Annotated in this window: 16 protein-coding genes; 7 read left to right on the top strand and 9 right to left on the bottom strand. The window is 74.1% G+C overall.

The genetic code is table 11. From position 1 onward, the window contains the following. Positions 1-229: 229 nt before the first annotated feature. Together ACZ7MY_RS22705 and ACZ7MY_RS22700 are read right to left on the bottom strand one after the other, a co-directional pair. Positions 230-1099 carry a hypothetical protein gene (locus ACZ7MY_RS22705; protein WP_499604127.1) on the bottom strand — a complete coding sequence of 290 codons (870 nt, stop codon included), beginning with the start codon at positions 1097-1099 and terminating at the stop codon, positions 230-232. A 68-nt stretch (positions 1100-1167) separates the two neighbouring features. Then, complete coding sequence (locus ACZ7MY_RS22700) at positions 1168-2262, bottom strand: mechanosensitive ion channel family protein (RefSeq protein ID WP_499604126.1); 1095 nt, start codon at positions 2260-2262, stop codon at positions 1168-1170. A 314-nt stretch (positions 2263-2576) separates the two neighbouring features. On the opposite strand from ACZ7MY_RS22700, the gene ACZ7MY_RS22695 reads away from it, so the two are divergent. Then, positions 2577-2993 carry a hypothetical protein gene (locus ACZ7MY_RS22695; RefSeq protein WP_499604124.1) on the top strand — a complete coding sequence of 139 codons (417 nt, stop codon included), beginning with the start codon at positions 2577-2579 and terminating at the stop codon, positions 2991-2993. 63 nt (positions 2994-3056) lie between these two features. Here ACZ7MY_RS22695 and fusA read toward each other — a convergent pair whose 3' ends face one another. The 5 genes from fusA to ACZ7MY_RS22670 all read right to left on the bottom strand — a co-directional run bounded on the left by fusA (position 3057) and on the right by ACZ7MY_RS22670 (position 12092). Beyond that, positions 3057-5072, bottom strand: a complete 2016-nt coding sequence (gene fusA / locus ACZ7MY_RS22690; protein ID WP_499604123.1) for an elongation factor G — start codon at positions 5070-5072, stop codon at positions 3057-3059. A gap of 482 nt (positions 5073-5554) precedes the next feature. Next, complete coding sequence (locus ACZ7MY_RS22685) at positions 5555-9337, bottom strand: nSTAND1 domain-containing NTPase (protein ID WP_499604121.1); 3783 nt, start codon at positions 9335-9337, stop codon at positions 5555-5557. Between the two features lie 215 nt (positions 9338-9552). Further along, positions 9553-11061: an NlpC/P60 family protein gene (locus ACZ7MY_RS22680; protein WP_499604119.1), complete on the bottom strand. Its 1509-nt coding sequence runs from the start codon at positions 11059-11061 to the stop codon at positions 9553-9555. A gap of 145 nt (positions 11062-11206) precedes the next feature. Continuing rightward, complete coding sequence (locus ACZ7MY_RS22675) at positions 11207-11362, bottom strand: hypothetical protein (RefSeq protein WP_499604118.1); 156 nt, start codon at positions 11360-11362, stop codon at positions 11207-11209. A gap of 151 nt (positions 11363-11513) precedes the next feature. Then, positions 11514-12092 (bottom strand): TetR/AcrR family transcriptional regulator, encoded by a 579-nt coding sequence (locus ACZ7MY_RS22670; protein WP_499604116.1) that lies wholly within the window; start codon positions 12090-12092, stop codon positions 11514-11516. Between the two features lie 300 nt (positions 12093-12392). On the opposite strand from ACZ7MY_RS22670, the gene ACZ7MY_RS22665 reads away from it, so the two are divergent. Then, on the top strand, positions 12393-13841 hold the full coding sequence (locus ACZ7MY_RS22665) for an MFS transporter (RefSeq protein ID WP_499604114.1): 1449 nt from the start codon (positions 12393-12395) through the stop codon (positions 13839-13841). A 230-nt stretch (positions 13842-14071) separates the two neighbouring features. On the opposite strand, the gene ACZ7MY_RS22660 is transcribed toward ACZ7MY_RS22665, so the two are convergent. Next, positions 14072-15349, bottom strand: a complete 1278-nt coding sequence (locus ACZ7MY_RS22660) for a nucleotidyl transferase AbiEii/AbiGii toxin family protein (RefSeq protein WP_499604112.1) — start codon at positions 15347-15349, stop codon at positions 14072-14074. A 149-nt stretch (positions 15350-15498) separates the two neighbouring features. Between ACZ7MY_RS22660 and ACZ7MY_RS22655 the strand changes: the two genes are divergently transcribed. The 4 genes from ACZ7MY_RS22655 to ACZ7MY_RS22640 all read left to right on the top strand — a co-directional run bounded on the left by ACZ7MY_RS22655 (position 15499) and on the right by ACZ7MY_RS22640 (position 20763). Continuing rightward, entirely contained in the window at positions 15499-16401 is a 903-nt protein-coding gene (locus ACZ7MY_RS22655) for a metallophosphoesterase family protein (RefSeq protein WP_499604111.1), read from the top strand. 509 nt (positions 16402-16910) lie between these two features. Then, a complete protein-coding gene (locus tag ACZ7MY_RS22650; RefSeq protein WP_499604109.1) occupies positions 16911-18848 on the top strand; it encodes an alkaline phosphatase family protein in 1938 nt (645 codons plus the stop codon). Between the two features lie 236 nt (positions 18849-19084). After that, positions 19085-19849 carry an alpha/beta hydrolase gene (locus ACZ7MY_RS22645; RefSeq protein WP_499604106.1) on the top strand — a complete coding sequence of 255 codons (765 nt, stop codon included), beginning with the start codon at positions 19085-19087 and terminating at the stop codon, positions 19847-19849. A gap of 53 nt (positions 19850-19902) precedes the next feature. Beyond that, on the top strand, positions 19903-20763 hold the full coding sequence (locus ACZ7MY_RS22640; RefSeq protein WP_499604105.1) for an alpha/beta fold hydrolase: 861 nt from the start codon (positions 19903-19905) through the stop codon (positions 20761-20763). On the opposite strand, the gene ACZ7MY_RS22635 is transcribed toward ACZ7MY_RS22640, so the two are convergent. Next, positions 20758-21651, bottom strand: coding sequence for a class I SAM-dependent methyltransferase (locus ACZ7MY_RS22635; RefSeq protein WP_499604103.1), 894 nt, complete (start codon positions 21649-21651; stop codon positions 20758-20760). The genes ACZ7MY_RS22640 and ACZ7MY_RS22635 overlap by 6 nt on opposite strands. 324 nt (positions 21652-21975) lie before the next feature. Between ACZ7MY_RS22635 and ACZ7MY_RS22630 the strand changes: the two genes are divergently transcribed. Continuing rightward, positions 21976-23862 (top strand): ABC transporter ATP-binding protein, encoded by a 1887-nt coding sequence (locus ACZ7MY_RS22630; RefSeq protein WP_499604101.1) that lies wholly within the window; start codon positions 21976-21978, stop codon positions 23860-23862. Positions 23863-24983: the final 1121 nt, after the last annotated feature.

The raw sequence follows: 24983 nt of genomic DNA, 5'->3' as shown, positions 1-24983 counted from the left end.
GAAGCGTACGGGGTGGGTGCCTCGTCCCTGGTCAGGCCCAAATCCATGCGTGAGGTGCGGCCTTGGGGAGCGGCGGGGCACCGGTCGACGGGCGGATCGCGCCCACCCCCGACCGTAGCGAGCCCGGTCCGACATGTCCACCTTTGGAGTAATCCGCCACGGACTGATACTTTCGCGCACCGTCCGTGCCCCCTACGTCACCTTCGGCGCCCCCGGCAGTGCCCGGCCGCTACCCCGGATGGTGACAGGGCCGGAGGCTTTCGTCCCAGGGCAGCGGATCGGGTCGGCGGTACCACCACCAGCCCCGCCCGCCCGAGTCCTGGCCGCCAGTGATCTCGCGGGCGAGGAGGTGCTCCGGGTCCTCGACGGTGTGTGCCAGGAAGAGTTCGTCCAGTTCGGCCAGCGCGGCCCGGAGCGCGGCCGCGGCCTGCGGGGGCAACGTGACTTCGGCCTCCGCGAGTTCATCGCGGGCCTCCAGGCGCCAGCCGTAGCGGTCGGACGGGTACCATCCGACGGGCCGCCACCCATCGGCCATCATCCGGACGAGCCCTTCCCAGGCCCCGAGGCGACAGCTCGCACCCGTCAGCTCCTCCCGGGCACCGCGCTCCTTGAAGGCGTCGGCAACGGGGGTGGCCAGTTCCAGATCATCGACGGCCTCCGGGATACGTACGACCCGCACGTGCGGGAGTTGCGGGACCGGCGCCTCCACCGCGTCCACGATGCCGAACTCGGCCGGGTCGTCCGTGTCGTCCACCCTGGCCCGCGCCACGGCTCCCTCCGGGGTCGCCACCCAGTAGGCGCTCGGCCGGATGCCCTCGGCCGAGAAGAAAACGGCCGTGCGGAGCAGTGCCGCCAGCGCGGCCGCGAGGTGGTGCTCGGCCGGCTGGTCGGCCACGGCGTTCAGGGCGTAGACGTCCAGTGACAGCGCCACGTCACCGGACCGCTCCTCGGTGGTGCACGACACCAGCGCCTCCCAGTTGCGGTCGAGCACGCCGTCGGGGGCTACGTCGACCTCGGCCGGCGGCACGCCGAAGACCTGTGCCAGCGCGGCGGCCACGGCTTCGGCGGGCGGCCGGTCGACGAGGTGGAGGATGTACATCGGCGTCCTTTCCGGGGCAGAAGAAGCCCGCCGGGCACGCACGTGCGAGTGCGTGCCCGGCGGGGCCGTCAGGTGCCGGGGGTGCGGTCCGGCGCGGGGACCGTGCGCTGGTGCGGCAGCGTTATCGCGTCGGGCTGCTCCTGACGCAGCACCACGTTCCGCGTCGGGAAGGCGATCTCGATGCCCTCCTCCTGGTAGCGGCGGTGCAGTCGCTTGATGAACTCGTGCTTGATCCGGTACTGCTCCCCGTACTCCGAGGTCCGCAGGATCACCGAGAAGTCGATCCGCGACTCGCCGAAGGTGTGGAAGCGGACGACCGAATCGTGCTCGGGGATGCCGCCCTCGACGTGCGCCATGACCTCCCCCGCGACCTCTATGGTCACCCGCTCCACGTGCTCGAGGTCGTTGCCGTAGCCGACGCCCGCCTGGACGATCAGCGACATCTGCTGCTCGGGCTGGTGGAAGTTGGTGGCGATCGCGCTCGCGAGCTTGGCGTTGGGGATGATCACCAGGTTGTCCGACAGCTGGCGGACCACGGTGTTGCGCCAGTTGATGTCGACGACGTAGCCCTCCTCACCGCTGCTGAGGCGTATGTAGTCGCCGGGCTGCACGGTCTTGGACGCCAGGATGTGGACGCCCGCGAAGAGGTTGGCCAGCGTGTCCTGCAGGGCCAGGGCGACGGCGAGACCGCCGACGCCGAGGGCGGTGATCAGGGGCGTCACGGAGATGCCCAGGGTCTGCAGCAGGACCAGGAAGCCCACCGCCATCACGGCGACACGGCTGATGTTGACGAAGATCGTCGCGGAGGCGGCCACCCCGGACCGGGACAGCGCCAGCGACCGCACCGTCTCGGCGACCATGCGGCCCGCGGCTATCGTGGCCGCCAGGATCAGCACCGCGACGAGCACCTGGTTGACCGTCCGGTCCACGACGCGGGTCAGCGGGAGCGCCGCGGCCCCCACCCAGGCACCGGCCGCCAGCGCGGCCCACGGCACGACGGTGCGCAGCGCGGCGACGACGATGTCGTCGCCGCCCCACCGGGTGCTCCTGGCCCGCTCGCCCAGCCACTTCAGGGCCAGCCGCAGCAGCAGCCCCGCGAGGGCGCCGGCGGCGATCGCCGCACCGGCGACGACCAGGTCGTGCAGCGTGAGGGCGCGGTTCACCGGTCGCCTCCCCACGTGCGTGCGGATTCACCCACGGGGCGCGGGGGATGCTGTGTCGTCACTGGTCGCCTCATCGTTCGGGGGACGTTCGGGGGACGTTCTGCAGTCGTGCCGAACAGGCGTTGTCCCGGCACGATCTGACACATCCTGCCGCAGCGGAGGCGTGCTCCGCATACGGCCCCCGCCCCCGCCGCCCGATCCGGCGGAGCTCACCCCGGCCGGGCACGGTGGCGGCGGTCGTGCCGGTATCCTTCCTGGTCACGATGCCCGTCCCCGGCCGGGGATCGGGGCGTTCCCGGTGAGGATCCCACCCCTTGGCCCCACGTTTCGACACCGCCCGCTTCCATGTGGCCACCGGCCCCGCGGCGCTGTTCGCACGGGTACGGCACGTCCTGCGCGAACCCGCACGGCTCACCGCGCGCGGGCCCCACGTGACGGAGCGCCTCGAGCGCCGGGGAGCACCGGTCGAGGCGCTCCTCGCCTTCGACCCCGCGTCCTGGGAACCGGTCTCGGCGGAGGTGCGGACCGACACCGGGAAGTGGGTGAAGGCGACGTGGCGGGTCCGTGTGGCCGGACAGGACTGGTGGGCGGTGATCGGCTTCGGCGACACCCTCGTCACCGTCGTCGACGTGGCACCGCACCGCCAGGGCCTCGGGGACGACATCGTGCGGGAGGGTCCGCTGTACGAGCGCGTGGCGGCCGTCAACGAGGCCCTCATGGTGCGGGGCTGAGCCCCCCGACGGGGCCCGGCCCCGCTCCTCGCAGCACGTGCGGGGAGCGGGGCCGGGCGCCGTTCAGCGGGTCGCCGTGCCCGTGGGGGCCGGGGCGTACCCGGCGGGGCGGGTGGTGAACGTGCCCCGGCCCTGCGTGCGGCCGCGCAACCGGGTCGCGTAGCCGAACAGTTCGGCCAGCGGCACCGTCGCCGTGACGACCGCCGTGCCCGAGCGCGCCGTGGAGCCGGTGACGCGGCCGCGACGGGCGGCGAGGTCGCCGAGGACGGTGCCCACGGCGTCGTCGGGGACGGTGACCGTGAGCTCGACGACCGGTTCCAGCAGGGCCATCACGCCGCCGCGCAGGGCCTCCCGCATCCCGAGGCGGCCCGCGGTGCGGAAGGCCGTCTCGGAGGAGTCGCGGGAGTGCGTGGCGCCGTCGGTGAGCGTGACCCGCACACCCGTGACGGGGTGGCCGCCGAGGGGGCCCTCGGCGAGGGCGTCCCGGCAGCCGGCCTCGACCGCGCGCACGAACTCCTTCGGCACCCGCCCGCCGACGACCGTCGAGGCGAACGCGAACGCGGCCTCCTCGTACGGCTCGACGTCCAGGACGACGTGCGCGAACTGGCCCGCGCCGCCCTCCTGCTTGACGTGCCGGTGGACCAGGCCCCGCACGCCGCGCACGAGCGTCTCCCGGTAGGCGACCTGCGGCCGCCCGACGCGGACGTCCAGCCCCCGCTCCCGGCGGATCCTCTCCACCGCGACCTCCAGGTGCAATTCGCCCATGCCGGACAGGACCGTCTGACCGGTCTCGGGGTCGGTCCGCACGGCCAGCGAGGGATCCTCCTCCACCACCCGGGCCAGCGCCACCGCCAGCCGGTCGGTGTCGATGGTGCGGGCGGCCTCGACCGCGGCGAAGACGACGGGCTCGGCAACCGACGGCGGTTCGAGGACCAGGGGCGCCTCCGGGGCGCACAGGGTCGCGCCCGCTGCCGCCGACCTCACCCCGACGACCGCGACGATGTCCCCGGCGACCGCGGCGTCGACGTCGGCGTGCCGGTCCGCGCGGACCCGCAGGATCCGGCCGATCCGCTCGGTGCGTCCGGCACGCGCGTCCAGCACCGTGTCCCCCTTCCTGATCGTCCCCTCGTACACCCGCAGGTAGGTGAGCCGCCCGGAGGCGGTCACGGTCACCTTGAACACCAGCGCGGCGAACGGCGCCGCCGGGTCGGCCGCCTCCCGTACCGCCGGGACGTCCAGCGGTGACGGCAGGTAGTCCACGACGGCCTCCAGCAGCGGCTCGATGCCGCGGTTGCGGTACGCCGAGCCGCACAGCACCACGACGCCGTCGCCCGACAGCGTCAGGTCGCGCAGCGCGGAGCGCAGGGTCGCCTCCGACAGCGCCGACCGTTCGCAGAACTCCTCGAGCGCGGCCGGGTGCAGTTCCGCCACCGCCTCCTCCAGCGCACGGCGGCGGCGCAGCGCGTCCTCGCTCAGGGCGCCGGGCACGGGGCCCTCGGCGTAGGTGCCGTGGCCGTCGGCCCACACCAGGGCGCGCATGCGCAGCAGGTCCACGACGCCCGTGAAGCCGTCCTCCCGCCCGATCGGCGACTGGACGACGAGCGGCACGGTGTGCAGGCGCTCCCGGATGGAACCGACGGCGGCGTCCAGGTCGGCGCCCACGCGGTCCAGCTTGTTGACGAACGCGATCCGCGGCACGCCGTGCCGGTCGGCCCGCCGCCACACCGCCTCGCCCTGCGGCTCGACGCCCGCGACCGCGTCGAAGATGGCGACGGCGCCGTCGAGGACGCGCAGGGAGCGTTCGACCTCGTCGGAGAAGTCGACGTGCCCCGGGGTGTCGATCAGGTTGATCCGGTGGCCGTCCCAGTCGCAGGTCACGGCCGCGGCGAAGATGGTGATGCCGCGGTCGCGCTCCTGCGGGTCGAAGTCGGTGACGGTCGTGCCGTCGTGGACCTCGCCGCGCTTGTGGGTGGCGCCGGTGAGGTAGAGGATCCGTTCGGTGACGGTGGTCTTGCCCGCGTCGACGTGGGCGAGGATGCCCAGGTTGCGTACGGCGGTCGGCGGATTGACGGTGCGCATGGCCCGGTGGCCCTTCGGGTGGTCCTGAGGTGGGCGGCGCGATTTCCGCGGTTCCGGCCCCGGCCCGGCCCCGTGCACGGCGGGCGGCCGGGGGCGCGGCGGCAGGGCGTACCCGGCCGACGGCCCCGGCTCCGCGGGTGCGGCTCCGCTGGTGCGGGAGGGGTCAGGAGGTCGTCGCGGACGTCCGGTGCAGGCCGCGCAGCTTGCACCGGGCCGGCGAGGACACCAGGATCACCTCATGCCGTGACGGGGGCACGACGGCAGCGGTACGCCAACGCACGGCCGGGCTCCCCTCGTTCGTCACGGACCGCGCCGCGATGTCGGCGGCGCGCGATCGACGCGAGTGTAGTGAGCGGCCCGGTGCCGGGGCACGGGGTTTTTCCCCGGTCCCCGGGAAGGAACGCGCCTGCGGGACGGTGGGTACCCGGTACGGGAGCGCTCGTTCCCCCCGGCGTTCGGCGCGGGCGGTTCCGGGGCCCCGGCTACCCGCCGGAGCCGCAGGGGCCCGGCCAGTCGTAGCCCGGGAGGAGGCGCCGCCAGCGGGTGGGGTGCGAGGGGCCGGCCAGGCGGCAGAGGACGGCGGTGCGGTGACGGACGTCCGGGTCCCAGAGGCGGATCGTGCCGTCGTTGCCCGCGCTGGCCACGGTGCCGCCGTCGGGGCTGAAGGCGACGCTCCATGCCGCGCGGGTGTGGCCGGTGAGGGTGGCGGTCAGGCTCCGCGCCGCCGGGTCCCACAGCCGTACCGTGCGGTCGTTGCCACTGCTGGCGAGGGTACGGCCGTCGGGCGAGAAGGCCACGCCGCGGACCGACCCGGTGTGGCTGGTGAGGACACCGGCGGCGTGCGCCCGGGGGACGTCCCACAGGCGGACGGTGCCGTCGTTGCCGCTGCTGGCGAGGGTGCGGCCGTCCGGTGCGAAGGCGACGCCGCGGACGGAGCCGGTGTGACCCGCCAGGACGGCCTCGCGGCTGCCCGTCGCCGGGTGCCACAGACGGAGCGTCAGGTCGTCGCTGCCGCTGGCCAGCAGGCGGCCGTCGGGGCTGAAGGCCAGGCAGTTCACGAAGTCGGTGTGGCCGGCGAGGGTGGCCTCGTGCCGCCCGCTCGCGGTGTCCCACAGGCGCACCGAGCGGTCGGCGCCGCCGGTCGCGAGGGTGCGCCCGTCGGGACTGAAGGCGAGCGCGAAGACGGCGCCGTCGTGACCTCGCAGCACGGCACGGCCACGCCGGGTCCGGGTGTCCCACAGACGTACGGTGCGGTCGGCGCCCGCGGAGGCGAGCAGCCGGCCGTCCGGGCTGAAGGCGACGTCGTAGACGGGCCCGCTGTGCCCGGTGAGGGTGTACGCGGGGGCGTGGCGCGCCATGTCCCAGACCCGTACGGTGCCGTCGCCGCCGGCCGAGGCGAGCGCCCGGCCCGCGGGGTCGTAGGCGGCCTTCCAGACCTCCGTGACCGGCGCGGTGTCCAGGGTGCTGCGGCTGAGGTCCCACAGGACGACGGTGCGGTCGAAGCCGGCGGTGGCGAGGAGGTCGCCGTGGGCGGCCACGGCGACGGAGAGCACGTAGTCGGTGTGGCCGGCGAGGGTCCCGACGGGCAGGTGGGTGTGGACGTCCCAGCGGACGACGGTGCCGTCGCCGCCCGCGGAGACGACCGTGTGGCCGCCGGGCCCGAAGGCGAGCCCGTTGACGTCGTCGTCGTGCCCGGAGAGGGTGGCGGTGCGGCGCAGCGTGGCGACGTCCCTCAGGCGTACGGTGCGGTCGGCGCCGCCGCTGGCGAGGGTGCGTCCGTCGGGGCTGAAGGCGAGGGCGAGCACGTCGCCGCTGTGGTCGCGCACGACGGCGCGGCTCCGCCGGGTCCGGGTGTCCCACAGACGTACGGTGCGGTCGGCGCCCGCGGAGGCGAGCAACCTGCCGCCGGGGCGGTAGGCCAGGGCGAGGACCTCGTCGGTGTGCCCGGTGAGGAGGGCCTCCTGGCGACCGGTCGCGACGTCCCACAGCCGTACGGTGCCGTCGGCGCCCGCGGAGGCCAGCGTGCGGCCGTCCGGGGCGAACGCCACAGCCCGTACCGAACCTTGATGCTGTGTCAGCACGGTGACCGTGCGACGGCCCGGCACGGACCACAGCCGCAGGGTGCCGTCCGAGCTCGCCGAGGCCAGCAGCCGTCCGTCCGGGGAGAAGGCCACCGACCGTACGGGGCCGCGGTGCCCGGCGAGGACGCCCGCCGCGGTGCGTCCGGCGACGTCCCACAGCCGTACCGTCCGGTCGGAGCCCGCCGAGGCCAGCAGCCGGTCGTCGGGCGAGAACACCACCGCGTTGACGGCGCCGGTGTGGCCGGTCAGCCGCCCCGCGAAGGCGTCGGCCTGGGTGCTGAGCAGGGCGCTGCGGGCCTCGGTGGTGGGGGCGGTGCGGTAGGCGGCCTCGGCCAGCAACATGGCTGCCTCGGGGCGGCCGGAGGCGAGGTGGGCGGAGCGGGCGGCCATCGCCTGGGAGAGCGCCGTGGCGCGCTGCCGGTCGGCGCCGAGCCGCTGCTCGACGGCGACGCCGCCCGCCAGCACCGCCAGCACCAGCAGCACGGCGAGGACGACCAGCCCGGTCCGCTGCTGGCGGGCCCGGCGCCGTACGAGGATCCGCCGCAGGTCCTCCTCGTGGACGGAGGCGGCGAGGAAGTCCGCTTCCGCCGGGCCGAGTTCGCCGTCGCGGCGGCCGGGGCCCGCGGCCCACTCGCGGGCGGCCGCCAGGCGTGTGCCGCGGTGGAGCAGGGCGGGGTCGCGGCCCTCGCGCTCCCAGTCGCGGGCGGACGCGGCCAGTTGCTGGTGCAGCAGCAGGTCGGCACGGGCGGCGTGGATCCAGGTGCGCAGGCGCGGCCAGGCTCGCAGCAGCGCCTCGTGGACGATCTCCACGTGGTCGGTGCCGACGGTCAGCAGGCGCGCGGCCACGAAGGCGTCGAGCGCGGTGCGGGCGGCGGCGGTGTCCGGCAGCCCGTCCAGCAGGTCGGCGGTGCCGCGGGGGCGGCGTGACTGCTCGTTGTCCTCGCCGACCCGGACCAGCCGCAGCAGCAGCCTGCGGGCGGCGAGTTGCTCGGCCGGGGACAGCGCGGTGTACAGCGCCTCGGCGGCGGTCGCGACGGAGCCGTGGATGCCGCCGGCCGCGAGGTAGCCGGCCACGGTCATGGTGCGGCCGGTGCGCTGCCGCCAGGTGGCCATCAGGGCGTGCGCCAGCAGCGGCAGCGCCCCGGGGTCGCCGCCGGGCCCGGCGGCGCCGGCCGGGCCGTCCGGGGACTCCGTTGCGCCGAGGTCCCGCAACAGGACCTCGACCAGGCCCGGTTCGAGCTCGGTGCCCTCCTCCCGGGCGGGCCGCACGATGCACTCGCGCAGTTCGTCCGGGCTCATCGCGCCCAGGGCGAACAGCCCGTCGCTGATGACGGGGACGAGGGCCGGGTACTCCAGGCAGCGTCCGGTCACGTCGGCCCGGATCCCGAGGACGACGACGGCGTCACCGGTGGCGGCGAGCCCGGTGAGCGCGGCGATGAAGGAGCGCCGCTCGGCCTCGTCGTCGCAGAGCGTGAACGTCTCCTCGAACTGGTCGACGACGAGGACGCGTCCGGTGCGCGGCGTGCCGTCCTCGACCCCTCCTTCGCCCGCCCCGAGGGAGACGACGAGGGTCGCGGCGCGGGCGGAGGGCGGTGCCTGTTCGCCCGCCCCCTCCGGCCCTCCGCGCACGGCGTGGTCCAGCGCCCGCGCGAGGGCGTCCAGGGGCCGCGCGGTGGGGGTGCAGACGGCGACCGGCCAGTGGCCGTACGGGCCGCCGGCCAGGGCGGGCAGCAGGCCGGCCCGCAGCAGCGAGGACTTCCCGGCCCCGGAGGGCGCGACCACGGCCAGCGGCCCCCTGCCGGCCCGGCGCCCCAGCCGTTCCACCAGCTCCGCAACTGCGCGCTCCCGGCCGAAGAAGCGTGCCGCGTCCTGCCTGCCGTAGGCGGACAGACCGGGGTAGGGGCACTGCGCTCCCCCGTCGTCGGCGGCCGGTGGGCGGGTGCTTCGCGGTCCGGGTTCCGGGGGCAGCAGGGCGAGCAGCGCGCCGCCCGCGTCCAGCGCCTCGTCGCAGCGCCGGGCGACGTCGGCGTTGGCCGGTTTGCCGCCCGTCTCGATCTTGCTGAGGTACCCCTTGCTGTAGTGGGTGCGCCGGGCCAGCGCCGACAGCGACACCCCGCGCTCCAGGCGCAGTTCGCGCAGTGCCCGGCCGAAGGGCCCGGTCGGCCTGTGTGGTGTCCGGTCCATCCCGTCCCCGCCGCGTACGGCGCGGAGGGCGCCGACCCCTGTTCCCGGCCGCCTCGCCGGCGGACCCGTCGGAAGGTGAGGAGTGCGCCGGGCGGGGCGTGGTTCCCGGGGTCGGCGGGGACGGGGTGCGCACGGTCGAGAAATGGCCACGGGCCGGCGGGCCCCACCGCCCCCGTGAGCGGTGGGACCACGCCGGCCGTGGCGGACCGGGAAGGTCAGATGGCGCCGCCCCCGGCGCCGCAGGTCGGCACGCCGGACAGCCAGGCGTCGCCGCGCATGTAGATGTTGCTGATCCAGCCCTGGTACTGCGGGAGGTACGACCAGGCGCTGTTGGTGTAGCCCTCGGCCGTCACCTCCTCCGCGTACTTCTGGCAGGACACCGCCACGTCGGTCGGACCGGCCAGCCGGGCCACCACCGCGGACCCGGTGGACGGGTAGCCGTGGACGGCCACGCCGGTGCCCCAGGTGCCGTACGGGCTCGCGCCGGCCGGCGTCGAGGTGCCCTTGCCGTCGCAGGCGGGGACCCCGGCCGGCCAGGCGTCGCCGCGCAGGTAGATGTTGGTGATCCAGCCGCCGTACTGCGGCAGGTAGGACCAGGCGTCGTTGGTGTACCCCTCGGACGTCACGGTCTGCGCGTGCGTCTGGCAGCTGACGGCGACGTTCGTCGGGCCGGCCAGCCGGGCCACCGTGGTCCCGCTGGTCGTGGACGGCTCGGAACGGATCGCCACGCCGGTGCCCCAGGTGCCGTAGGCGCCGCCCTGGGAGGCATCGCCGCCGCCCCCGGTACCGGTCTGCGGGTCGTAGGCGGAGCCGGTGCAGGCGGGCACTTCGGGCAGCCAGGCCGGGCCCCTCAGGTAGATGTTGCTGATCCAGCCCCCGCGGTTGGACAGGTACGTCCAGGCGTCGTTGGTGTAGCCCTCGGCGGTGACGCTCTCCCCGTGCTGCTGGCAGGTGGCGTACACCAGGTCCGGCCCGGACAGCCGGGTCACCAGCGCCGCCGTCTTGTTGGGGTGCTGCCGTACGGCGACGTCGGTGCCCCAGGTCACCTGGAGGCTTCCGTCGTAACCGGGCGGCTCCGTGAAGGGCCCGCCCTGCGGCATGCGCGCCACCCCGGCGAGGCGGTTGTTGTCGATGCGCGCGTTGATGTCGATCACCCGGACGGGGTGCTGCGACTGGTACGCCTCCACGACGTAGCCGCCGCCGAGGTAGAGCATCACGTGGCTGATGCTGTCGACGGTGCCGCCGATCCCCGTGAAGACGATGTCCCCGGGCTGCAGGTCGGAGACGGCCGGCTTGCCGCCGCCGCTGCCGTGGACGGCCTGGTAGGTGCGCCCGGCGCTCCGGTACATCGACTCGGCGGTGCCGCCGCCGAGGATGTCCCACCCGACGGCCTTGTACCAGGCCCAGCGGACGAACCCCGAGCAGTCGAAGCCGCGGGTGTTCGGGTCGTTCCAGGTCTCTTCCAGGTCGTGGATGTCGATGGTGCCGTAACTGGCGCCGGGTGCGGGGCCGTGCCCGCCGCCCCACGTGTACAGCGTGCGGTTGCGCCACTCCTGGCAGGCCGCGTCCGCGGCCCGGTGCGCCTCGTCGGAGGCGATGCCCTGCAGGCTGCACCAGTTCTGCTCGCCGGTCCCGGCCGCGTGGGCGGCGGCCGGGACGAGCGCGAGGAGCAGGGCGGTCACCACGGCGGCGACCAGTCCACCGCCCCAGCGTCGTGCTCTCATGCGGTCTTCCCCCAAAGACGGGGCGGCGTCCGGCGCCGCCCTCGGTCGCGTGTCGGCCCTCACGGTGGCCCCGAACGGCCCGCCGGCAACAGGGGTTTCCCGTTTCCTCTTCGCCTCGCGTCCGGAAAACCCCTGGTGGGCGCGGTCAGCCGCGCCAGACCTTGATGTAGGTGACGGCGTCGTTGAGCGCCGAACCGACGTACGGCACGCTCCCGGTGAAGGTGGCGTTGCCCCTCGGGCCCGAGGCGAACGACTTGGTGCAGCCCCCGGAGACGAGGTACGAGGACAGCCGGCTCGACACCAGTCGTTGGGGCTGAAGCTGTAGCCCGCGGCGTCGCACGGCCCGGCGCGAACTGCGGTGGCCCCGGAGCGCGTGGTGGCCGTCGCCTACGCCGCGCCCCACCCGCGGAGCTGACCGGCCCGCGGGGCGGCGTGCGGGCCGGCGGCGCGGGTCAGCGGCCCGCGCGGACCCCGTCGAGGGCCACGGCGAGGATGCGGTCGCGCTGCGCGTCGTCCGTGAAGTGGGTCGCGGAGATGCCCGAGACCATGCGGAGCAGGTCGTCGAAGGAGATGTCGCCGCGGGCCTCGCCGGCCTGCTGGGCGCGGTCGAAGAGGGGGCCGCCGGCCTGGAACATGGAGTCGCGGCAGGCCAGGAAGACGTCGGACTCGTTGCTGAGCGCCTCGCGGATGGCGCGCTTGGTCACGGTGTAGTCGACGAAGCGGCCGAGCCAGGAGGTGAGGGCCTCCCACGGCTCGCGGTCGGCGACCTCCTGGGCGACCCGGCACAGGTCGTTGACCTCGTCCGCGTAGACGGACTCGAAGAGGTGCCGGCGGGTGGGGAAGTTCCGGTAGAGGGTTGCGATGCCCACGCCCGCGCGCCGGGCGATGTCCTCCAGGGAGGCTTCCGAGCCGTTCTCCGTGAAGGCCTCGCGGGCGGCCGCCAGCAGGGCGTCGTAGTTCCGCGCCGCGTCCCTGCGGTGCGGGCGCTGGGACGCGACGATCGCGCTGACGGGGAACGTGTCGGCCGTCACTGCTGCCTCCTGACCCGAACGTTTGAAGTGGAGGGTAGCCTCCGCTACAGTGGAGGCATACCTCCACTTTAGCAGTCGGGGTGCGGTTCCCACCGCCGCGTGCCGGGCACGCGGCGGCGAGGCGTACGCACACCGGTGTGACCCATCCCCGGGGCCGTGCGCCGACGCATCGCCCGCCCCCCACCTTCTCCGGCGGCCGCCGCACGCGGCCACCGGTTCCCCGGGCTGCCCGCGCAGCCCGTACGACCACGGCCGGGACGCCCCGGCCACGCCCCCGTTCGGAACCGGAGAGGCTTTTTCATGCCACGGAAGTCCACCCGCCTCACCTTCGCGGTCCTCGCGACCGGTGCGGGCGTGTTCTCCATGCTGCAGTCGCTGATCGCGCCGGCCCTGCCGACGGTCCAGCACGCCATGCACACCTCGCAGTCCACCGCGACCTGGGTGATGACGGCCTACCTGCTGTCCGCCTCGGTCTTCACCCCCATCCTCGGCCGGGTCGGCGACCTGATCGGCAAGAAGCGCACGCTCGTCGCCGTCCTGGTCACCCTGACGCTCGGCTGTCTGCTCGCCGCGCTCGCGCCCTCCATCGGCGTCCTGATCATCGCCCGTGTCGTCCAGGGCATCGGCGGCGCGCTCTTCCCGCTGTCCTTCGGCATCATCCGGGACGAGTTCGGCGCGGACCGCGTGGGCCCGAGCATCAGCAACCTGTCCGCCGTGATCGCCGCGGGCGGCGGCGTCGGCATCGTGGCGGCCGGCCCGATCGTCTCGGCGCTCGACTACCGCTGGCTGTTCTGGCTGCCCGTCGGCATCGTCGCGGTCACCGCGCTGATCGCCTACCGCTACGTGCCCGAGTCCCCGAGCCGGGCCGAGGGACGCGTCAACTGGCTCGGCGCCGTGCTCCTGTCGGGGTGGCTCGTGGCCCTGCTGCTGCCGCTCAGCCAGGCCGCCCAGTGGGGCTGGACCTCCGGACGCGCCCTCGGCCTGTTCGCCGCCGCGGTCGTCCTCTTCGCCCTGTGGCTGACCGCCGAGGCGCGTTCCCGCCACCCCCTGATCGACCTGCGCATCATGCGGCTGCGCGCCGTGTGGACCACCAACACCGCCGGCCTGCTCTTCGGCGCGGGCATGTACGCGATCTGGTCCTTCCTCCCCGGCTTCGCCCAGACCCCGCGCGCCGCGGGCTACGGCTTCGGGGCCAGCGTGACGGGGGCCGGCCTGCTGATGCTGCCCATGCTGATCGCGATGTTCCTCTCCGGCGTGCTCAGCGGCCGCCTGGAGCCCGTGGTGGGCGCGAAGCACCTGCTCACGGCCGGCGCCGCCCTGGGCGCCGTGGCCTGCGGCATCCTCGCGGCGTGGCACGACCAGCAGTGGCAGGTGGCCTTCGCGGCCGGCATCTTCGGCCTCGGCATCGGGCTCGCCTTCGCCTCCATGGCCAACCTGATCGTGCGCAGCGTCCCGGCCGAGCAGACCGGCGCCGCGAGCGGCATGAACGCCAACATCCGCACCATCGGCGGTTCCATCGGCGCCGCGGTCACCAGCGTCCTGGTCACCAGCCGGCTCCAGCCCTCCGGCCTCCCCTACGCCTCGGGCTACACGCACGCCTTCGGCCTCCTGGCCGTGCTGTGCCTCGCCGCCGCCCTGGCCGCGCTCCTCGTCCCGGTCCACCGCGCCGCCGCGACCCGTCGGGCCGCGGGCGGTCCGGCCCCGGCCCCGGCGGAAGCCGAAGCGGTCACCTCGGCCGCCCGCGGCTGACACCCCCGGTGGGTGCGGCGGCCCCTGCCGGGCGCGCCGCACCCGTCGGCATCTCCCACGCTTCCGCCATCACTGCGGACGGCGCCGACGAGCCGACCGCGACCGACCTCGCCAAGGTCACCGCGGCTGTCCGCATGGCGCCGTCATCCCCCGGCCGGGAGGACACCCGCCGTGGTCACGAGCCGCCCGAACCCTCCGGCCACAGCGCCGGCCCCGGCCGGAGGCCGCCCTCACTCCCCCGGCTCCTCCACGAGCTCCCGGCGCCACCGCGGGTGCCGCTCGTAGATCTCCACCCACTGGGACCAGGCCGGGTCGGCCAGCATGATCTCCAGGGCCTCCTCGGGGCCGCACCGGCCGGGCCCGAGGACCTGCCGGGTGATGACGACGGCGACCGGGGGGCCCGCCTCGGCGGCCAGCCGCTTCTGCAGACCCGTCATGCCCTCGCGCTCGTGCACCTCGCGGTACTGCGCGAGCCAGGGCGCCATCCACCAGTCCCGCAGCGCGGCACCCCGCGGGGCGCCCTCGAAGGTCGGGGCCAGCGCGTCGGTCAGGCGGCGGCCGTACGCGGCAGCGTCGCCGCCCGACCCGGGGTACTCGGCCACGAAGTGCCGCCACTCCACCGCGGGCACCAGTTCGCCGAGCCCGTCCACGGTGACGGGGCGCAGCGCGTACGAGTCCTCCGCGTCGAGGAAGACGTCGCGCAGCACTTCGTAGCGCAGCCGGCAGGACTCGGCGAGCAGCACCGCGTCGTACAGGTCCTTGCCCTGCGGGTGCCGGTCGCTGACCAGCCACATCAGCTTCCACGCCAGCGACAGTTCCGGGGAGACCCCGAGCACCAGCGCCTCCGGGCCGCCCACCGACAGGGCGGGGAGCAGGACGGGCTCCGGCGGTGCGGGCAGCCGCTCGTTGAAGACGACGTCGAGCTGGACGATCCCGCCGGGCAGTCCGTCCGCCGTCCATGGCAGGACGAGGCGGCGTCCGGGCACCCGCTCGTACGTCCAGATGTCCTCGGCGACCGCGTCCTCCGCGTGGATCCGCACCGGCCCGGACGCGGAACCGTACCCGGCCGCGCGGGCGATGCCGTCGAACATCGCCTCCGTCCGCGGCTCCTCGATCCGCCACTCCCTGGGCACGACGACGAAGTCCAGGTCGCCGGGCTCCCGGGCGGCGTCCCCGAACCACGCGCGCAGCAGCCTGCTGCCGCGCAGCACCAGGTGCTCCGCCCACGGCGAGTCCGCGACGCCGGCGAGCACGAGGTCCGTCGCCCGGCGACGCGCCTCCACCCACGCCGCCTCCACCCCGGGATCGGCGAACCGCGGGTCGGCCGCCCGGTACGCGTTGGAGTACTGCCTCAGCGCCGGGTCGAACACCGGCCGCTGCACGGCCCGCCGGTCCTGTACGGACCGCAGCGTCCGCGGCAGGTCCCGCCGCAGGCGCTGCACCTCGTCCAGCGGCGCCTGCGGCACCTCGGTGGACGTCCAGCCGAAGTCCCTCCACGACCGTCGCACGGCCTCCCCCTCTTCCCCGGCGTCTCCCTGCCGGGCCCAGCCTCACGACCGCCGCGCCGCCGCGCAACCTCGTTCCGCGGCACCCGCCCGTCCGTTGCCCGGGCCAATGACCGGTGACGTCGCGGCGCGAGCCGAGTACCGTACGCGCAATGCGGATCCTGCATCTCTCCGACACCCACCTCGACCGCTTCGGCTCGCCGAAGGCGGGTGGCGTCAACGCGAGGGAGTCGCTGCGCGGGCTGCTCAACGACCTCGAGCCGGTGACGGACATCGACGTCATCGTCATCAGCGGCGACATCGCCGACGACGGCTCGCTGGACGCGTACCTCTCCGTGCGCGACATCGTCCGGGACTTCGCCCTGCGGCGGCAGGCGCCGGTGTTCTACAGCACCGGCAACCACGACGAGCGGCGGGCCTTCGCGCGGGCGCTGGGCAGCGGGCACCTGCGGCCGGACGGCCGCAACCACGCGCAGGCGATGCTCACCTCGCCCGCCGGGGAGCGGGCGGCCGTGAGCCTGGTCGACGGCTTCCGCTTCGTCACGCTCGACTCGCTGGTGCCCGGCATGGGGTACGGCCTGCTCGGCGGCGACCAGCTCGCCTGGCTGCGGGAGGTCCTGGCCACCCCGGCGCCCATGGGCACCGTGCTGGTGCTGCACCATCCGCCGATCGCCCTCGACGTCGAGGTGCAGCAGGCGCTGGGCCTGCGGAACCCCGGCGAACTCGCCGACGCCATCCGCGGCACGGACGTCCGGCTGATCCTCTGCGGCCACTTCCACCTCCAGCTGTCCGGGCACCTGGAGTCCGTGCCGGTGTGGGTGACCCCGGGCGTCGTGGGCCGGGTCGACCTGACCGCGGCGCCCGGCACCGAGCGCGCCGTCCGGGGGGCGGCGGCCACCCTCGTCCAGATCGGCTCCCACGGCGGGCCGTTGTTCCACACCCTGCACGCGCGTGACCCGCGGGCGGGCGAGACGATCTACGAGCTCGACCGTGAGCAGCTCCGTACGATCATCGACCGCCTGGGCCCCCGCGCCTGGGCCGCACCCGGCCGTTGAGCCTCCGGGGAGACCGGCTCGACCTCACCGCACGTCGCGCCTGACGATCCGCCGCGGCGAACGAAGAGACGATACCGGGCGAATCGGGCACCTTTCCAGGGCCTCGGCACACCCGCCCCGGTGGCCGGCCTCCCTTACGGCGAGGCCCGCGAACCCCTCGCGGTGCGACCCCCCGCGGACCTGTGCCACCCGGCACCGTCCGGCCAGGACCCCACCCCCGCAAGGGCGGCAGCCCCTTGCGGCGCACCGACCGCACCCCGGGCGCCTTCACCGCGCGCGGCAGCTGCCGACCGGCCCGCTCACCGGCAGCAGGATGACGCCGTGGGCACAGCCGGGTGAAACCCTCCCTGTTCCGTAAAGACATGCCCATGCGATGGTCGGCTTTTCCCGACGAACGGGAGGAGGGTGAACCGAGGCGGCCGGCGAGCCGTACAGGCTTGTCGGTGACCCGAGCCCGTTCGGCCGGGGTCATCGTCCGTCACTGTGGCTCGTGTGGAAGGAACTTCGGGGTGTCGCTCTCCAGCGCTCATCAGCGGTCGGCAAAGGACCAGGCGGACTCGACGGAGCAGACGCCCCCAGGTGACGCCCTGGAGGAGCCGGTCACGGAGCCGGTCGCGGAGGAGCCGGCCCCGAAGGACGGCACGGACGCCGCCGCGCCCGAGGCGGCAGCCACCCCCGACGACGGGCCGGACGCGGAAGAGTCCCAGGAGGACTCGGCGGAACCGCCCCCCACCGACCCGGACCCCGACCCTGACCCCGAACCCGGCCCCGCGGAACCCGCCCCCGCCGCGAAGAACGCCCTCGCCCGATGGCGGGAGCGACACCCCGACGTCACCCGCGCCCTGTCGTGGAGCCTCACGGTCCTCGCCGCCGTCCTGGTGCTCTTCGCCTTCCTGATGCCCGACCGCCTCCCCCAGCTGACCGCGTCCCGCTTCGCCCGCGTCCCGGCGGAGCCGATCCTGCTGGCCGCCCTGCTGCTCGTGCTGCCGCCGAGGCCGCGGCGCGTGGTGGCGGTGCTCAGCGGTGTCCTCCTCGCCCTGCTGGTCCTCCTCAACTGCGTGGACATGGGCTTCTACCAGACGCTGCAACGGCCGTTCTACCTGCTGTTCGACTGGTCCCTGTTCGCCGACGGGCTGTCGTTCCTGAAGGACTCGTCCGGGAGCGCGACCGCGTACGGGACCCTGGCCGGAGCCCTGTTCGCCGTCCTCGCGCTGGTGGTGCTGATGCCGCTGGCGATCGTGCGGCTGTCCAAGCTGATGGCGCGGCACCCCACGGCGGCACGCCGCAGCACCCTGGTGGCCGGCGTGGTCTGGATGACGTGCGCGACGCTCGGCGTCCAGGTCTCCGGGCTGAGCGTGGCCGCCAAGGTCGCCGGCCAGCGGGTCCGGGGCGAGGTGGCCATGGTGCAGCAGGGACTGGCCGACCGGAAGGTGTTCGCCAAGGAGGTGGCCGACGACCGCTTCGCGAAGGTGCCGTCGGAGCAGTTGCTGTCCGGGCTGCGGGGCAAGGACGTCATCTTCACGTTCATCGAGAGCTACGGCCGCGGCGCGGTCGAGGACCCCGCGATGGCGCCGGGCGTCGACGCGGCGCTCCGCGACGGCACCCGGCAGCTCGCCGACGCCGGGTTCTCCGCCCGCAGCGGCTGGCTGACCTCGCCCGTCACCGGCGGGGGCAGCTGGCTCGCCCACACCACCTTCCTGTCCGGGCTGTGGGTCCCGGACCAGCAGCGCTACCGCTACGTCAGCTCCAGCGACCGGATGACCCTGACCGGTGCCTTCAAGCGCACCGGCGACTTCCGGACGGTCGGCATGATGCCCGGCGTCACGCGGGCCTGGCCGGAAGCCAAGTTCTTCGGCCTGGACCACGTCCACGACTCCCGCACCATGGGCTACCAGGGACCCAGGTTCGGCTGGTCGCGGATGCCCGACCAGTACACCCTGTCGGCCTTCGAGCGCCTGGAGCACGGGAAGGCGTCGAACCAACCGATGATGTCGGAGATCATCCTGACGTCCAGCCACACCCCCTGGGCCCCGGTCCCCCGCACGATCGGCTGGGACGAGGTCGGCGACGGCTCGGTCTACGACGCCATCGAGAAGGAGGGCAAGAACCGCGAGGACGTCTGGAAGGACGCCGCCCAGGTGCGCCAGGAGTACGCCAAGTCCATCCAGTACTCGCTGACCAACCTCATCGACTTCGTGACGAAGTACGGCGACGAGAACACCGTGCTGGTCTTCCTCGGCGACCACCAGCCGGTGTCGACGGTCGTCGGCGTCGACGCCAGCCGGGACGTGCCGATCGCGATCGTCGCCCACGACCCCAAGGTGCTCGACCAGGTCTCCGGCTGGGGCTGGAGCGACGGCCTGCAGCCCGAACACGGCGCGCCCGTCTGGCGGATGGACACCTTCCGCGACCGCTTCCTGACCGCGTTCAGCTCCCCGCAGCCGTGACCCCGTTCCCGTCGCCCCCGAGCGAGCAGGGGGCGGCGGGAGCCACGGGAGGGCGGCGGGAAAACCGGCTGCCCCATGAGCACGGGCCTGATAACGTCACCGCGCAGTGACGACCGAGGAGGTGAGACCCATCAACGCTGTACCAGGACGGGTGCTCCCCTCTCGCACGGCTGCGCGGATCCTCTGACGCAGGTGTCCCCGGGAGTGCCCGAAGGCATCCCGAAAGGCACCGAACCATGCGCTTCCTCTCGCAGACGACCGCCGACGGCGTCTCGGAACACCACTTCGTCCTCGGCGACGTCACCGGCGTGCTCTGGTCCCCCGCCGGCGCGGACGGCGACCGCCCGCTGATCCTGCTCGCCCACGGCGGAGGACAGCACAAGAAGGCCCCGGGCGTCCTGGCCCGCGCCCACCACCACGTGACGACCGGAGGCTTCGCGGTCGCCGCCATCGACGCGCCCGGGCACGGCGACCGCCCGCGGACCGCCGCCGACGAGGCCGCCGCGGTCCGCATCAGGGAGGCGGTGGCCTCGGGCGGGCCCGTCGCCCCGCTCCTCGCGGCCCACAACGCGGCGCTGGCCGCCCGCGCCGTCCCGGAGTGGCGCGCCACCCTGGACGCCCTGCTGGAGCACGGCCGCGTCGGCCCGGACGTCCCCGTCGGGTTCTGGGGCATGTCGCTGGGCACCGCTGTCGGCGTGCCGCTCGTGGCCGCCGAACCCCGGATCACCGCCGCCGTGTTCGGGCTGCTCGGCCACGAGTCCCTGGCCGACGCGGCGGCCCGGATCACCGTCCCGGTCCGCTTCCTCCTGCAGTGGGACGACGAACTGGTGCCGCGGTCCGCGTCCCTCGCCCTCTTCGACGCCTTCGCCTCCCGTGACAAGACGCTCCACGCCAACCCGGGCCGGCACATGGAGCTGCCCGCCTCCGAGGTGGAGAGCGAACACCGCTTCTTCGCCGGCCGTCTCGCCCGGGCATCCGGTGCGCGGCCGGCACACCTCTGACCCCGCGCCCGATCACCGCGCTTCCCCCGGCACCCGCCGAAAGGACCTACGCCATGCCCTTCTTCCCCTCGTACGACGGCACCGAGCTCGCCTACCACGACCTCGGCTCCGGCCGCCCGCTGCTCTGCCTGCCCGGTGGGCCGCAGGACTCCGTGTACCTCGGCGACCTCGGCGGCCTGTCCGCGCACCGACGGCTGATCAGGCCGGACCTCCGCGGCACCGGCCTGTCGGGGCTGCCGGCCGACCTCGCCTCCTGCCGCTGCGACCGGCTCGTCGACGACGTGGAGGCCCTGTGCGAGCACCTCGGCCTCGACCGGGTGGACGTGCTCGCGCACAGCGCGGGAGCGAACATCGCCGTGCAGTGGGCGGGCCGTCGTCCGGAGCGGGTGGGCAGGCTCGTCCTGGTCACACCGAGCGTCCGCGCTGTCGGTCTCGCCATCACCGCCGGCCTCCGGCGCGAGACGGCCCTCCTGCGCCGCGACGAGCCCTGGTTCCCGGAGGCGTTCGCGGCCCTGGAGGCGATCGCCGCGGGCGAGGCCGGGGCCGGACACTGGGAGGCCCTGGCGCCGTTCTCGTACGGCCGCTGGGACGACACGGCACGGGCCCACCAGGCGGCCGAGCGGGAGCAGACGAGGGACGAGGTGGTCGCCGCCTTCGGGGCCGAGGGCGCGTTCGACCCGGACGGCACCCGTGCCGCGCTCGCCCGGCTGGCCGCGCCGGTCCTGCTGCTGGCCGGCCGGGTCGACGTCGGGGCGCCGCCGGCCGCGGTCGCCGAGTTCGCGGGGCTGTTCCCGGACGCCGCGCTCGTCGTCCAGCCCGGGGCGGGGCACTTCCCCTGGCTGGACGACGCCGGCCGCTTCGTGTCGGCCGTCGCGGGATTCCTCGCGGGTGGGGCCGCCGTCAGGGCCTCATGACGTACGGCGCTGGCGGGCCGCCCGCACCGCACGGACCAGGATCGGCGGGACGAGGTCCCTGGCCAGGCGCCTGAGGGCGGCGGCCCGTACCCCGGCCGGGGACGTGCGGCCGGGGAGCGACGCGTGGCGGGAGACCGGCGGGACGGGTGACGCCGCTTTCGTGCCCCTGATGCGGATCAGGGGCACGCCCGCCACCTGGTCGACGGCGTGCCACAGGTCCGGGCGGGTCGTGAGCCACCGCCGCAACTCCTCGCCCGCGGGCGCGGGGTCGCCCCAGGTGCCGTAGAGCTTGGTGCTGGTGACCACGATGGGTTTGAGGCCGACCGTCGCCACCGCCGCCCACACGGCGGCGGCGACGCCCGGGCAGTGCTCGCTGCGGAAGTCGTCGAAGGCCGCGATGCCGTCCGGGACCAGCAGGGCGCGCGCCGCCGCGATGTCCCCGGAGACGTGCTCGTACAGGTGCGAGGCGTCGACGTGCACGAAGCGGCAACTGCCGGCGCCGACGTGCGAGGTGATGACCGAGGTCGGGCCCTGCACCATGGTGGGGAGCCGGTCGTGGAAGGAGAGGTAATTGGCCTCGAAGGCACGCCGGGTGAGTGTCGCGTACGCCTTGTTCGTCTCCGCGCTGTTGGGGTCGTCCGCGGCCGGGGAATCCCACAGGTCGCACACCGTGAACCGTTCCCCCTGGCGGAGGTAGTTCCCCATGAAGATGGCGCTCTTCCCCATGTAGGCGCCGAGTTCCAGCAGGTCACCCCGGTGTTCCCGGTCGTGCTGCCGTCGCAGGAACCAGTCGAAGAGCAATTGGTCGACCGGCCAGAACCACCCCTCGACGTCGGCGAACCGATGCGGCCGGGGAACTCCGTCCGCGGTTTCTCCCGAATGCGGCATGAACGGCTCCCTGGGGAAGGTGGTCCGCCGGACTGGAGGCGAGGATATCGACCCCCGGCCGGAATTCCGGGGACGCCGCCCGGCAGGTGTCACGAGGGCGGGCGTACCGGCGCCAGGCGTCCCGGTGCACCGGGGCGGCCCGCGCGGGTAGGTGTCTACCGCGTACGCCGCACCGGTCACGTACGCCGCACCCGTCACGGAACCGGACGCCGGGGCCGGAATCGCCTCGGGCAGCACTTCCGCGTACCCCCTCGGCGACCGGACCGGGCGCGCGTGTCGGGGGTTGCTTGACCTCAAGGACGGTCGAGGTCCTACGGTCGGTGCATGAGCATGGAGACCACAGCCTGGACCCAGCTGCACAGCGTCATGTACGCCACGCAGGACCGCCGCCCCCTGGCCCGCGACACCCTGCGCCGCGTCGGCGCTTTCGCCCGGCCGCACCGGCGGCGCATCATCCAGTTCGTCCTGCTGAGCACCGTGACCGCGCTGCTCGCCGTGGCGACCCCGGTCCTCGCCGGATGGGTCGTCGACGCCATCGTCTCCGGCGGCGACCCCGGGCGGGTCACGACGCTCGCGGTGCTCATCGCCGCGATCGCCCTGGCCGAGGCGGGGCTCGGGCTGCTGGGCCGCTGGCTGTCGGCGAACCTCGGCGAGGGCCTCATCCTCGACCTGCGCACCGCGGTGTTCGACCACGTCCAGCGCATGCCGGTCGCCTTCTTCACCCGGACCCGCACCGGCGCCCTGGTCAGCCGGCTCAACAACGACGTGATCGGCGCCCAGCGCGCCTTCAGCAACACGCTCTCCGGCGTCGTCGGGAACCTCGTCACCCTCCTGCTGACCCTCGCCGTCATGCTCACCCTGTCCTGGCAGATCACGCTGCTGGCCCTCGTGCTCCTCCCGGTCTTCGTCGTCCCGGCGCGCCGCATGGGCACCCGCATGGCCCGCCTCCAGCGGGAGGCCGCGGCGCACAACGCCGCCATGAGCACCCAGATGACCGAGCGCTTCTCGGCGCCGGGCGCCACCCTGGTGAAGCTCTTCGGCCGCCCCTCGGACGAGTCGGCCCACTTCGCCGAACGCGCCCGCCGGGTCCGGGACATCGGCGTGCGGACCGCGATGGCGCAGTCGGCGTTCATCACGGCCCTCACCCTCGTCTCCGCGCTCGCGCTGGCCCTCGTCTACGGCCTGGGTGGGCACTTCGCGCTCACCGGCACCCTCGACGCCGGCTCCGTCGTGACCCTCGCCCTCCTCCTCACCCGCCTCTACGCGCCGCTGACCTCCCTCGCGGGTGCCCGCGTCGACATCATGAGCGCCCTGGTCAGCTTCGAGCGCGTCTTCGAGGTCCTCGACCTGCGGCCCCTCATCACGGACCGGGCCGACGCCCGCCCGGTGCCGGACGGTCCCGTGGCCGTGGAGTTCGAGGACGTGCGCTTCGGCTACCCGTCCGCCGACAAGGTGTCGCTGGCCTCGCTGGAGGAGGTCGCCACCCTGGACACCCGCGCCGGCGGCGAGGTCCTCCACGGGATCTCCTTCCGCGCCGAACCCGGCCACACCGTCGCGCTCGTGGGCTCCTCCGGCGCCGGGAAGTCGACCATCGCGCAGCTGCTGCCACGCCTGTACGACGCCGACGCGGGCGCCGTCCGGGTCGGCGGCACCGACGTCCGCGAGCTGACGGCGGCGTCCCTGCGGGCCACGGTCGGCATGGTCACCCAGGACGGCCATCTCTTCCACGACACGATCCGCGCCAACCTGCTGCTGGCCAGGCCCGACGCCACCGAGGACGAACTGCGCGAGGTCCTTCGCCGCGCCCGTCTCGAGCGTCTGGTGGCCGACCTCCCCGACGGCCTCGACACCGTCGTCGGCGAACGCGGCTACCGCCTCTCCGGCGGTGAGCGCCAGCGCATGACCATCGCCCGGCTGCTCCTGGCCGGCCAGCGGGTCGTCATCCTCGACGAGGCCACGGCCCACCTCGACAGCACCTCCGAGGCCGCCGTCCAGGAAGCCCTCGCCGAGGCCCTCACCGACCGCACCGCGGTCGTCATCGCCCACCGCCTCTCCACGGTGCGCGCCGCCGACCTCATCCTCGTCGTCGAGGACGGCCGCATCGTCGAGCGCGGCACCCACCCCGAACTCCTCGCCGCCGACGGCCGCTACGCCGAGCTGTACCGCACGCAGTTCCGCGAGGAGGGCCTCCTGCCGGGCACCGTGGTCTGACCCTCGGCGGACAGACCCGCTTCAGGACGAACGAACCCTTTCCACTCCGTTCCGGCCTCGCGACAAGCGCGGGGAGCCGGGCTGAATACGTAGCTCGGGATCATCGGCCATGGGCGCGAGGAGCAGCCGTTCAGGACGGGCGCGAGATCCGGAGAGCGGTGGACCATCCCCCGCGGGCGCGGGGAGCAGGCCGGCCGGTCCAGCTGGTGCATCGCGTACTGTTCCCCGCGCCCGCGGGGATCGTCCCTCGCACCGCGGCCCGACCCGCACTGGATCGCAGGCCGGACGGCATCTGCCGGAAGACCTTCCATGATCCCACAGGGAGCGCCATGTTGATGACGGTGATGACGTAGAGGAACGCGCGGGAGACGGTGTCAGAGTTGAACTGATCGAGCATCAGGGGGCCGTGGCGGGACGTCGACGAGGTCGAGCGGGCCGTCTTTCCAAGGGACGCGTGGTAGAAGAATGAACGTCTCTACCCAGCTCTCGGCTACGCGCGATTCGACGATTACGAGCACGCATACTGGGCGCGACGGAAGGCAATACCCCCGCAGAATGCCTGATCACGCGACCACCGACTCCACGAAACGCGGGGCAGCTCACACAGTCGTACTCTGAGAAAAGGCCCGTGGTCTTCTGTTCCGGCGGCCACCGCTCAGGAGACCAGGATGCGCCAAGGGGACGGGCAGGGGATCGAGGCGGGACTGGCCGCGAAGTTCGGTTTGATCTTTCCGCGCCTCGACAGGCCCCGTGCAGTTACGGTCGAGGGAGGCGTTGCGCGTAAGCAGTACTGTCGATCTAGTCGGCCGGATCAGACCGTCGAATAGGGCCAACCCCAAACGGCCACGGTCATGACGGGCGATCATGCAGCTGCGTTCCGGCCCAAGCTCTTGTAGCAGTCCAGGCAAGTGCGTGGATCTCGTTCATGTAGTTCAGCGTGCCTGCATCGACCACCGTGTTTTCTCAAGGGACCCAGCTGATGGGGAACTCTCACGACGTCTTGACCGCCGCACCGGCCGGCGACCCAGCCACTCTCGCCCTGTGCGAACGACGCTTCGCCGAAGTCCTGGCCGACATCGTGCACACCGAACACGTATCAGTCGACAGCCACTTCTTCAACG

The sequence above is a fragment of the Streptomyces sp. NPDC111520 genome, assembly GCF_055635295.1.
Note: the sequence above shows the minus strand (reverse complement) of the source record. Positions and strands in the feature narration are given on the sequence as shown.

Coding starts and splice junctions, on each gene's coding strand:
- ACZ7MY_RS22685 (WP_499604121.1), bottom strand. CDS start 9,337: ATGGACCGGACACCACACAGGCCGACCGGGCCCTTCGGCCGGGCACTG.
- ACZ7MY_RS22645 (WP_499604106.1), top strand. CDS start 19,085: ATGCGCTTCCTCTCGCAGACGACCGCCGACGGCGTCTCGGAACACCAC.
- ACZ7MY_RS22635 (WP_499604103.1), bottom strand. CDS start 21,651: ATGCCGCATTCGGGAGAAACCGCGGACGGAGTTCCCCGGCCGCATCGG.
- ACZ7MY_RS22705 (WP_499604127.1), bottom strand. CDS start 1,099: ATGTACATCCTCCACCTCGTCGACCGGCCGCCCGCCGAAGCCGTGGCC.
- ACZ7MY_RS22665 (WP_499604114.1), top strand. CDS start 12,393: ATGCCACGGAAGTCCACCCGCCTCACCTTCGCGGTCCTCGCGACCGGT.
- ACZ7MY_RS22630 (WP_499604101.1), top strand. CDS start 21,976: ATGAGCATGGAGACCACAGCCTGGACCCAGCTGCACAGCGTCATGTAC.
- ACZ7MY_RS22640 (WP_499604105.1), top strand. CDS start 19,903: ATGCCCTTCTTCCCCTCGTACGACGGCACCGAGCTCGCCTACCACGAC.
- fusA (WP_499604123.1), bottom strand. CDS start 5,072: ATGCGCACCGTCAATCCGCCGACCGCCGTACGCAACCTGGGCATCCTC.
- ACZ7MY_RS22680 (WP_499604119.1), bottom strand. CDS start 11,061: ATGAGAGCACGACGCTGGGGCGGTGGACTGGTCGCCGCCGTGGTGACC.
- ACZ7MY_RS22655 (WP_499604111.1), top strand. CDS start 15,499: ATGCGGATCCTGCATCTCTCCGACACCCACCTCGACCGCTTCGGCTCG.